Source organism: Microcoleus sp. Pol12A5, from assembly GCF_036701435.1.
In the GTDB taxonomy this organism is placed as follows: Bacteria; Cyanobacteriota; Cyanobacteriia; order Cyanobacteriales; family Microcoleaceae; genus Microcoleus.
In genome coordinates, this window is sequence record NZ_JAUBQU010000071.1 from 14541 (window position 1) to 22101 (window position 7561).

At 43.8% G+C, this 7561-nt stretch carries 4 protein-coding genes; 1 reads left to right on the top strand and 3 read right to left on the bottom strand.

What is annotated here, in order from left to right:
- Both QUA45_RS18535 and QUA45_RS18540 read right to left on the bottom strand, forming a co-directional pair.
- Nucleotides 1-3803 (bottom strand): serine/threonine-protein kinase PknK (locus tag QUA45_RS18535; protein ID WP_333221790.1); only part of this gene is annotated, 3803 nt, incomplete at its 3' end.
- Nucleotides 3804-4435: 632 nt separating this feature from the next.
- The gene (locus QUA45_RS18540) at nucleotides 4436-4918 is read right to left on the bottom strand and encodes an Hsp20/alpha crystallin family protein (protein ID WP_333097109.1); all 483 of its coding nucleotides are present in this window, start codon (nucleotides 4916-4918) and stop codon (nucleotides 4436-4438) included.
- 47 nt (nucleotides 4919-4965) lie between these two features.
- On the opposite strand from QUA45_RS18540, the gene QUA45_RS18545 reads away from it, so the two are divergent.
- On the top strand, nucleotides 4966-5148 hold the full coding sequence (locus tag QUA45_RS18545; RefSeq protein WP_333097110.1) for a hypothetical protein: 183 nt from the start codon (nucleotides 4966-4968) through the stop codon (nucleotides 5146-5148).
- Nucleotides 5149-5437: 289 nt separating this feature from the next.
- Here QUA45_RS18545 and QUA45_RS18550 read toward each other — a convergent pair.
- Nucleotides 5438-7561 (bottom strand): glycoside hydrolase family 15 protein (locus QUA45_RS18550; protein ID WP_333221791.1); only part of this gene is annotated, 2124 nt, incomplete at its 5' end.

Here is a 7561-nt window from a genome sequence, read left to right on the forward strand (position 1 = left end):
GAAAAATAGAATTTAGCAGCGAGTTCGTCAGCTAGTGCTTCTTCGTTGATATACTCGTTTTCTTTAGCAAGAGCGATCGCTTTGTCGTACATCTCGACCGCTTCTAGTTTTTCGCCTAAAACACGATGTTTTTCGGCTTCTACTAAATAGAATTTATGCAGATGATTCATTGGGGCATAATGCGCCCATTTTTGCAATTTATCTTGATTAGCTTGTACTCGGTTAAGAATGTCCTGTTTGTCGGACTGCGAAGTTTCAGGATACACAGCTAGCCGTACTAGAGAATCGTATAAATAGAATATAACAACAGTTAGCTGGCCTGTAGACGATCCGAAAGAACTTTCTACTTGAGGGATATTTTTTAAAGCTTCCGCGTAATTCTCAAACACATAACAAAGCGCAAGTTTGTGCAAGTATAAGTAATGAATTGCCAGTTGGTTGTTGGTTTGCTGATATAGCGGCAGCATTTTCTCTTCGTCGTAGGCTTCCCCCTTTAACTCGCAGAGGTTTTCGCTTCTTCCCATCATGTTTAAGACGGCTTGCCAACAGATTTTTGTATTATTAAGCGCTGTTTCTTGGCTAATTTTATGAAGGGCATCTGTATAAGTTGCTATCTCTCGTTCGAGCTGCATTAGTTGCTTGCCAACAAAAAACGAGTAATGACTCCACACCATGACGGCATAGCCAGCATATTCTAAATCTCCAGTTTCCAGCCCAGTAGAGAAAGCTGCCAGGAAAGGTTCTAAGGTATTTCGGACGTGTTCTTTCCAATGTTGAACTGCAGCATACACTAAGTGGCAAGTCTTGACTTCGATTTCTTTGGCATTTAACTTTGAGACTAGACGTAAAGCTAATTGGCCCAACTCATAGCCCCCCTCAATATCTCCTACCGCCCCGCAAAGAAGAAGACTATATACCGCATATGCAAAGGGAGACACAGAAGCATTGCCATATTGAACGGATAAATTGACCTGTTTGCATACTGTTAAAGGCACCAGTACCGGCATCCCTGAATAGCAAGCAGAAAATATACTTGACAAAATCCCGATCGCTGCTAATTGATAACGATCGGTCATTTCAGGGAGTTCGATTAAGTCCTCAATTCGGGTGCCACTCAAAATTGCCGCAGTTTCCCCCAGCGCCTGCCCAATATCAGATGGGTTTGGCGAGTCGGGAAACTCTACCTCCAACTGCTTTAAGACTTGCAGCCCCGTATTCAATGCTTCCAGCAGCTTGTTCTGCGCCATATAAGCTTGAATCTGGACTTTGTACACTTTTACTATGTCCAATAGTGTTTTGGCGCAGTTTTGTACTATCTCAACGAATCTCTGCATTCCGTCAAAATCACCACTCAAATATGCTGACTCTGCTGCTTCCTCATGCAGCATTAATGCCAATTCATACCGATTGTCCCAACTATCTACGGCTAGCAGAGATAAACCTACTTGCAAATATTTGACGGCGGAATCGTGGGCTGTAGCAGCTTTCGCTTTCTGACCTGCAATCAGATTCAATTGGGCTAGTTCATATTTTTGGGATTCACTGGTAAGTAAGTCAGTACCATAATTGAGTTGGTTAACTAAAGCGAAAATATTTTCTTTTCGGTTTTCGGGCGTTGTACTTTGCAGCAGCAGTTGACCAATTTTTAAGTGGGTCTCTTTTTTCTGCTCATCGGGAATCAAAGAATAGGCAGCTTGCTGCACTCTGTCATGTAAAAACTTGTAGTCAACCTTCACATCAGTTAAGGTAAAACCGCCGGATTCTTCCTGACTAAATACGAGGGGAATTTTGTATTCATTGCTCAAAGGTAAAATCAACCCAGCTTGAAGTGCTGCCCACAATTGCGCTGCCGTGACTAAGGATGATTCCTGATTGACAATCGCCAACACTTCTAAGTTAAAAGTGTTGCCAATACAAGCAGCAAATTTTAATACTTTTTGTGTATCTTCTGGCAATTTGCGTATATTTCTAGCAATCAGTTCTACAACATTGTAATCGGTGATGCCGATCGCTTGAATTTGCTCGATATTCCATTGCCAGACGCCAGAATATAAATCATAAGTCAACAAATCTTCTTGATAGAGAGTTTTGAGGAGTTGACTTAAGAAGAAAGGATTGCCCTGGGTTTTATTAAAAAGTAGAGACGCGAAATATCGCGTCTTTACAGACAGGGATTCCGAACCGCCAGATTCATTTAAAGTATCCGCAATTAATTCTTCGACATGAACCAGGTGTAATGGTTGAAGGACAATATTATTCACCGTCGCACCAGTTTGGCGAATCTTGTCAATTGTTTGAATCGTCGGATGAGTTGGAGAAACTTCGTTATCTCGATATGCCCCAATCAGCAATAAATACTTGCTATCAGAATCAGTTATTAGCAATTGAATTAATTTCAACGAGGCAGAATCCGCCCACTGCAAGTCATCGAGGAAGAGAACTAACGGATGGTCAATAGTCGTAAATACGCCAATGAATTGTTTAAAGACGCGACTGAAACGGTTTTGAGCTTCAGTTGCCCCTAGCTCAGGTACGGGTGGCTGTTTGCCAATAATTAATTCGACTTGAGGGATAACATCAATGATGACTTGTCCGTTATCGCCTAAAGCGGATAACAGTTTTTCTTTCCAAGTTTGGATTTCTACTTCTCCTTCGGTTAGAAGTTGCTGAGTTAAGGATTGGAATGCTTGAATTAGGGAAGCATAAGGAATATTGCGCTTGAACTGGTCAAATTTACCTGCAATAAAATAGCCTCGTTGGCGCACAATGGGTTTGTGGACTTCATTGACCAACACTGTTTTGCCTATCCCGGAATAACCGGAAACTAGCATTAATTCGGTGGTGCCACTGGCAACGCGATCGAAAGTTTCTAGAATTTTTTCAATTTCTTTGTCGCGACCGTAGAGCTTTTGCGGTATATTTAATTGCCCTGCTTTATCCGCACTTCCAACAACAAAGTTGGAAATATATCCGCTAGCCTGTAGCTTGATCAAGCAAGTTTCTAAGTCAAATTTTAGTCCCTCAGCGCTTTGGTAGCGGTCTTCAGCATTTTTAGCTAATAACTTCATTGCAATCGCTGAAATTTGTGGTGGGATTTCAGGATTTAGCTGCTGAGGGGGAATGGGAGTTTTGGCAATATGGCTGTGTACCAATTCCAGCGGGTCTGTGGAATTAAAGGGCAACTCGCCTGTGAGCATTTCATAGAAGGTAACGCCTAGTGAATAAAAATCAGTGCGGTAGTCAATTGACCGATTCATCCGCCCAGTTTGTTCTGGCGACATATAGGCGAGTGTGCCTTCGAGCAAATCTGGATGGCTGAGCGTCGAATTTTCTCGCTCCAGCCGCGAAGCGATGCTGAAATCAATAATTTTAACTTTTTCAGTGGCTGGGTTGATGATAATATTGTGTGGCTTTACATCTTTATGAATAATGTTATGTTTATGGATTTCTGCTAAGGCAGAGACAAGCTGGAATCCCAAAGAAAGAAATTGAATGATTGTGAGTTTCTTACCCTTCATCCAATCTTTGAGAGACTCGGAGCCTGAATCTTCTAATATCAGTGCTAAACCGTTTTTATAGCTTTCTAAACTAATGGGTTTGACGATCGCTTCTACGTTCAAGCTGTGCAGAATTTGATATTCGTGCCGCAAGCGGGTGATGTCAGAAAGAGTGGGATACTCAGCCTTTAGCGTTTTGACGATCACGCTGGAAAAGTCCGAATCCTTCCGAGCGCGATCGACTGAAGTTCTTATTCCGCTGTGGAGGGTTTCAACGAATTGATAGCCAGCTAAGTTGATAGTCATTGTTATTCTAGCGATCGCAAGGGAATGGAGCGTAAGGTTAAGGCCGGTTTTAAAACTTAATTATTATAGGAGCTGATCGTAACATAGTAATTTACTCAACAAAAGTGAGCTCATGTTTCGCTTCTGGCAATCGTGGCCTCATGAGAGCGCCGAGCGTGGATATGTTGAAAGAACGCATTCGCGATCGCATTTTGGAGGAGGCTGTAGCACTATGAGGCGGGAAGCATAACGGCTGCAAGATATATTAGATGCAATAGCCGCAAGCGTTTTTCCCCAGAGTTTTTGATGACCGTAAAAGCGCCCTGTGGTCTAACATAGCCCAAGTTTCTTTATTCGCCACAGAAATGGGTGGGACGGAAGACTAAGGGATTTCCAAGCCTGGGATCGCGATTGGGTATTCTGCTCGTCTAGCTCTCTGCTGCATTTACTAGAAGCCTGCCTTGTAAGCGTTACTGAATTCACTGCGGGTGCAGGACAGTTGTAGGTGGTTTTTCGCTCGGTTTTCCCTAATAAAGAATACCGAGAGCAAGTGTAGCTCCCGGTATCAACTTTTCCAGTTCCGTTGTTGTTAAGTAAATCCAATTAGGCTCAATTTGGGAAAATTTGCCTCACTCGATTAAGCACAGCCGATGTTATTGGTTAGCCTGTTCCAAAGCGGGATTTGCTGGAGTTCCAGCAATTTCGGCCAAATTAATCTTGACGACTTTATTGCGGGCCTCAGTTACTTTGGGCAGGGTTAGCGTTAGAATGCCATCTTTGTATTCAGCTTGCACAGAGTCATTTTGAATGTGTGCGGGCAAGGGAAGCACCCGGTGGAATTTGCCATAGCGGAATTCAGAGCGGACGTAGCCAGATTTTTCGTCTGTGTTTTCGTAGCGGCGTTCGCCAGAGATAGAAATTGCTTCGCGAGTGACTTGAACGTCAATGTCTTTGGGGTCAATTCCAGGCAGTTGCGCTTTTAATACGAAATTGTCCCCAGCATCAGCAAATTCCACAGCGGGCATCCAAGTGGCTTCTGAGTTATCTCTCGTTGTTGCCTGTTGGTCAAAAACTTTATCGAGTTGCTGGCGGAGCGTTTCAATTTCTGTGAATGGTTGCCAATAGCGCATCAACATAATCTGTCACCTCAAAGATTGGTAAGACTTTATAACGAAAGTTTGGGTTGAAGCTCATTGCTTACAGTTATTATGATGCCGCTTCCGGGCGTGGGAGGAACAGTCAGGAAAACCCTACTCAGTTAGTCGTATTTGCTAGAATAAGTACGAAAGAAGCAGAATTTATTGGCAGTGAAGAAAACCGTACAAAGCTATTCCTAGAAACCGACAATACTGTGGCAACGCCATGATGCTCCAGCCTCAGAACTCTGCACGGCACGAGCGTTGCCGGAAGTATTGCCGGTGTTGCCAACCGCACCAAAAATGCGGTTCGGGTGATGATGTGTAGCAGACGCGTAAGGACGTGCAGGTAATCGCTCTTTCCCATAGCCATCGCTCGCTGTATGAAGGATTTCGCATAATCGCGATCGAGCTTAAATATCTCCCTTATTTCTGAGTCCGCAGAGGCGGAGTTAGTTTATGTAGTTGCGGTTTCAACCGCCGAACTATCGAGGGGGTAGCTTGTATTAACCACTCAATCTATCCAAATTTCGTCAAGAATCGGAAAGCATCGAGTACATGACTCGCGCAAACGTAAGGCGAAGTATTGTAAAAAGCTTGCCAAGCCGCCGCTTTATCTTCGTCGTATTTATCCGCTCTTTCCTGGTGTTTTCCTAGCCAATTCAGCCGCACTGCGTGACCGACTAATACATCTAAAACGATGTATTCTTCTACCTGCAATTCAGGATTGCGCTGGGCAATTGCTGCCAACTCCATCAGCGCCTCAATATTCACTTGTCGGTATTCCGGCGCCACAATTTTATTCAGCAAATGCTCGATTTGTAGCGCAAAATTCTTTTCACCTGGGGTCATTTCCGATAAAATGATATGGCTATCTAACCGATTGCGTCGCTCTAATTTGTCGCCAATTATCAAGCCTTTGCAGTGCCGCAGCAGTCCCCAAACACTCGGATAAAAATCCTTCGGTACGCGATTGACTCCACCTTCCATTTGCCGCTTCCGGCGCCATCCTCCCGCAGGCATTTGCGGTTCTTCGGAAACTGGCGCTACTACCCATTCAATATCTTTTTCCGGCTGTTTGACGCGCAGGGATTCTTGTTGTTTGAGGATTTGATTCATTTCCTCGTATTCTGTCAACACTTGGCGCAGGCGATTTTTGATTTCAAAGGGACTTAGCTGCATTAAATGTTCGTAAGCTTCATTTTGCGTCACTCCCAATTCGCGAGCTAATTCGCTTGTTAACAGCAGAATAAAGTAGCTAACTCTCAGTGTGAGCAGACCTTTAAATAATTGCGGTTCTGCTTTAATTAGGACGCTGAGGTAAATTAGAATTTCTTGGGTGAGAACTCGATCGCGAATATCTTCTCCGCAGAATTGGCGAATTTTGTCCATCACTTCCGTGTAAGAACCCGGTCTCGAAATTATCGAATCTTCGCTGTAAGCTTTCCCCACAGCAATCTGTTTTTGTCGCACCAAAATATCTGTCACTGCATCGGACAAGCTGATATCAACTTTATCCAGCAAACCTGCGGCATGGCGGATGACTGCCCATTGGATTTTTGACTGCGAACTTTCTCCAGCTTTTGTATAAACTTCGTTGAGCAAGTCCACAACTTTAACTATTTCTTCCGTACCTCCAAATCCTGTATCAAAATTTAATCCTTTGAGGCGAACCAACGTGTGCAGCAACTCAATTTGTTCGTACAAATTTTCTGAATCTCGCAGGCTAGTTAGCAAGAATTGAGTATTAGTTTCGCACTCTAATTTAAATTCTTGCGTGTGACCCAAAGGCCAAGTTTTTTCAGGATTGTAAGTTAGATATCGGCGCGTTTCTACTGCACCTGTCACCGGAGATTCAGTAAATTCAAAATCGTGCATTAAATCAATTCTTTCAGTCCCAGCAGTCAGCATAAACTGCTTAAGATTTCCGAGTTTGACGGGCGTGTTTTTACAATATCCATCCCGGAATTCCTTCATTAATTCTAACAACGCTTCCCGGCCGGTTTCCAGCATTGTGTGAGTCAGCATCAGCGTTACCGTAGGGCGTCCTAACTGATACCAGTGGCGGTGAATGTGAGCTATTTCACTCTTGATTTGAGCTACTAAATAATGGTAATCTAAAGTTAAGTAAAACTCTTGTCTGTTCAAAAATGAGGGGAGAAATACGATCGCCTCTTCGCGAACTTTAAACACCCGAGAAGTTGTTAAACTCCGCAAACGGCGAACGGGGCGGCCACTTAAGCCTAATTGGTCATTTCGTCCAATTTGCGTGTAAATAGCTGATAATTCTTTAGTCTGGCGGACTTGAATTGGTTCTACCTGTTTTGGGGTTTGTGCCGCAATGCTGTTAGCGGCTAATTCTGCTTGCAAATCTTCGTCTTCAGCTAACAGTGCAATTTGCACTAAAGGTTCTCTGTGTTGGCCCACTGACAGGTGCCTTCCCAGCGGGTCGATGTCGCCAACTGCGATTAATCCTTCGTTCAGCAATTGACCGAGAAAATACAGACTTTGCGCCCAAACTAGGGGAATATTTTCATTGGGTAAGCGCTGCTGGCTGCGGGGATTTAGCTTTTCTGCTTCTATATTTTCGGCGGGGACGTAGTACAATTCTGGTAGTAGTGGCACACCAGAGCGATCGACTGC